The organism is Streptomyces griseorubiginosus, assembly GCF_017614965.1.
Taxonomy (GTDB): Bacteria; Actinomycetota; Actinomycetes; order Streptomycetales; family Streptomycetaceae; genus Streptomyces; species Streptomyces griseorubiginosus_B.
In genome coordinates this window covers 1-3090 of the sequence record NZ_WVUG01000531.1, presented here as the reverse complement: position 1 = coordinate 3090, position 3090 = coordinate 1, and the positions used below count along the sequence as shown (strand labels likewise).

The 3090-nt window shown below is 73.1% G+C and carries 2 protein-coding genes; one reads left to right on the top strand and one right to left on the bottom strand.

What is annotated here, in order from left to right:
- The first annotated feature begins 221 nt into the window (after nucleotides 1-221).
- Nucleotides 222-1715, top strand: a complete 1494-nt coding sequence (nagZ, locus tag GRC12_RS43175) for a beta-N-acetylhexosaminidase (protein WP_208785904.1) — start codon at nucleotides 222-224, stop codon at nucleotides 1713-1715.
- Between the two features lie 10 nt (nucleotides 1716-1725).
- Here the strand turns inward: nagZ and GRC12_RS43170 are convergent, their stop codons facing one another.
- Nucleotides 1726-3027 carry a glycoside hydrolase 5 family protein gene (locus tag GRC12_RS43170; protein ID WP_208785903.1) on the bottom strand — a complete coding sequence of 434 codons (1302 nt, stop codon included), beginning with the start codon at nucleotides 3025-3027 and terminating at the stop codon, nucleotides 1726-1728.
- Between the last annotated feature and the right edge of the window lie 63 nt (nucleotides 3028-3090).

Sequence of the window (3090 nt, the reverse complement as noted above, 5' to 3'; positions counted from 1 at the left end):
CGGGTGGACGACGGGGCAGACGTGGCCGGTTTTCGGCCATGGGGGCGTCCGTCGACCTCCCAGGCTCTATCTCTGCCACCGGCCCGTGGTGCCGAAACCCGATGCGAACGTTGTCCTCGGCGCCGACCTGCGGTGATACCCAGGACGACATACGGCGTAGATGAATCAATCATCCAACCAAGGGTTGACTTCCGGCTGAGCGAGTCAGAAGAATCCTAGAGGTGACCTCCCCGCACGTCCGCGAGACCCAGCCCCCGTCTCCCGTCTCCTCCGACCTGGACGAGGCCGTCCACCGCTGTCTCGTCGCCGGATTCGAGGGCACCACCACCTTCCCCGACACCCTCAAACGCCTGATCGACCGGGGTCTCGGCGGCGTCATCCTGTTCACCCGCAACGTGCGCGACGCCGAGCAGGTCCGCGAGCTGACCGACGCGCTGCGCGCGATCCGCCCCGACCTGCTGGTGGCCATCGACAACGAGGGCGGCGGCATCGGACACCTCGTCGCCGCCGGTGCCCCCGAGGTCCCCGGCAGCTACGCCCTCGGCGTCGTCGACGACCCGAACCTCACCGCCCGCTGCGCCGACGCGCTCGCCGGGCACCTCGCCACCCTCGGCATCACCGCCTCGTACGCCCCGGTCGCCGACCTCCAGCACCAGTCGCTGAACCCGATCGTGCGCACCCGGTCCTTCGGGGCCGAACCCGAGCTCGCCGCCCGCCATCTGCGGGCCTGGATCGGCGCCACCGAGGCCCGTGGCATCGCCTCCTGCGCCAAGCACTTCCCCGGCCACGGCGGCACCGAGACCGACAGCCACCACGACATGGCCGTCGACCCGAGGCCGGGTGAGGAACTGCGCGCCGACCTCGAACCGTTCCGCGCGGCCGTCGCCGCCGGTGTGCCGATGCTGATGAGCGCGCACGTCGTCTACCCGGCGCTGGACGCCAACCGTCCCGCCACCCTCAGCCGCCGCATCCTGGGTGATGTCCTCCGCCTGGACCTCGGTTTCGAAGGCGTCCTGGTCAGTGACGCCCTGGAGATGAAGGCGATCGCGGGCCGCTACGGCGAGGCCGCCGGTGCCCGCATCGCCCTCGCCGCGGGCGCCGACCAGGTCATCGTCGCCGTACCGGACCTGGAGGTCACGCTCGCCTGCCGGGACGAGGTCCTGGATGCCCTGCACTCCCGGCGGCTGCCAGAGGAACGCGTCTGGGAGGCGGCCGGACGGGTGCGGCGGCTCGCCGAGCGGTACGCGGCCCCCGGCGCCGGGCCGGTCGCCGGCTGGGACTCCGGGGCCGGGCTCGAGGCGGCCCGCCGCGCGGTGCGCGCCCGGCCCGTGCCTGCGCCCGTGCGCGGCGCCCATGTCGTCGACCTCTTCCCGCCCCCGCACCCCGCCCTCAACTGGGGTGGCGAGGACCTGCTCACCGAGGTGCGCGCCCTCGACCCCACCGCCTCCGGTACGGCCGTCAGCGGCGAGCCCAGTGACTCCGCCCCCCTCGCCGACGGCATCCTGCGCGTGTCCGAGGGCGCTCCGCTGGTCGTGGCCACCTGCGACGCCGGACTGCACCCCTGGCAGGCCCGGCTCCGCGACGCCCTGCTGGCCCGGCGCCCGGACGCGGTACGCGTGGACACCGGGCTGCCGGAGGGCGGGGACGTCCTCTCCTACGGACGGGGCCGGGTCAATCTGCGGGCGGTCGCGGAGGTGCTGGCCGCCGAGTGCTGAGGCCGAGCGGCTACGGCCGTACGGTCCGCACGATCCCGCGCGCCGCCAAGTGCGCGGCGTCGTCGGCCCGTTCGGCCAGCACCACGGCCGGGCGCTCGCCCTGCGCGCGCAGCCGCATCCACGCCTCGAAGTACGCGCCTCCCGGACCGGAGACGGAACGGGTGCCGGGCGTGCAGTCCAACACCAGGGCGGTGCCGCGTGCTTGGGGGGACGGGGGCTGGGCGCGCAGTTCCGCGACGGTCTGAGCCAGGGCCTCGGCGATCGGCTTGGGCCGGCCCGCCGAGTCGAACAGGCCCAGGGTGTACTCCAGTTCCGGGTAGTCGGCCAGGGACCGGTCCACGTCGTGGGAGCACCACCACGTCACGCCCCAGAGCCCCTGGCAGTCGGCCGCGTTGAGCACGGTGGCGCGGGCGAAGCGCGGGGCGTCGGCGGCCGGGATGTGCGGCTCGGGGGCGCCCGTCTCCTGGACCCACACCGGACGGGACGGATCCTCGGCGTACGCCTTGGCCAACTCCGTTCCGTACTCGGCGAGATGCAGCACCTCGAAGGAGCCGGAGCCGTAACGTCCGGCGCAGTTCGCGGAGAACACCCAGGGGTGGACGGTCGTCAGGTCGCCCTTGCGGGCCGAGGCCTGCGGTGTGAAGGGGTGGTCGTCGCCGTACCAGGCGGCGTCGTAGGCGGAGTGGGTGGCGAGCAGGCCCGGACGCAGACCGTCCCGGGCCGCCGTCAGCAGCATGTCGAGGTAGCGGTCGACCTCCCCGGCCGTCACCGGGTTGTGCTCGACCAGGTTGTTGAGCTCGTTGCCGAGCTGGAGGCCGAGGAGGTTCGGCCGGTCGGCGAGGGCGCGGCCGAGGGTGCGCAGCAGCTCGGCCTGCGCCTCGAGGGCCTCCGGGTCGGTGAAGACGTTGCGGTGGTGCCAGCTGCGGGTCCACTCCGGATAGAAGTCGAAGCTCGACAGGTGGCCCTGCACGCCGTCGACCATGACGTCCAGACCGGCCTCGGCCGCGAGGTCCACGAGGTGGACCAGCTGGTCGACGGCGGCCGTCCGGATGAGCGTGCGGTTGGGCTGGAGCAGCGGCCACAGGTGGAAGACGCGGACGTGGTCCAGGCCGAGGCCGGCTATCTGGGCCAGGTCCTCGCGGGCGTGGTCCGGGTCGAAGTCGTACCAGGAGTGGAACCAGCCGCGGCGGGGCGTGTAGTTGACGCCGAAGCGGAGTGCGGGGATGGGATCCTCCTCGGGTCGGGGCCGGTCCCCGGGGCGGGACTCGTCCGTGGGACGGGGCTTGTCCTCGCTGAATGTATCAACCACCATGGTCGGTAATGAATAGCGATTTGAACCAAGCTTTCGGTGAGGCGGGGCCGCGGTCGGCTCCGG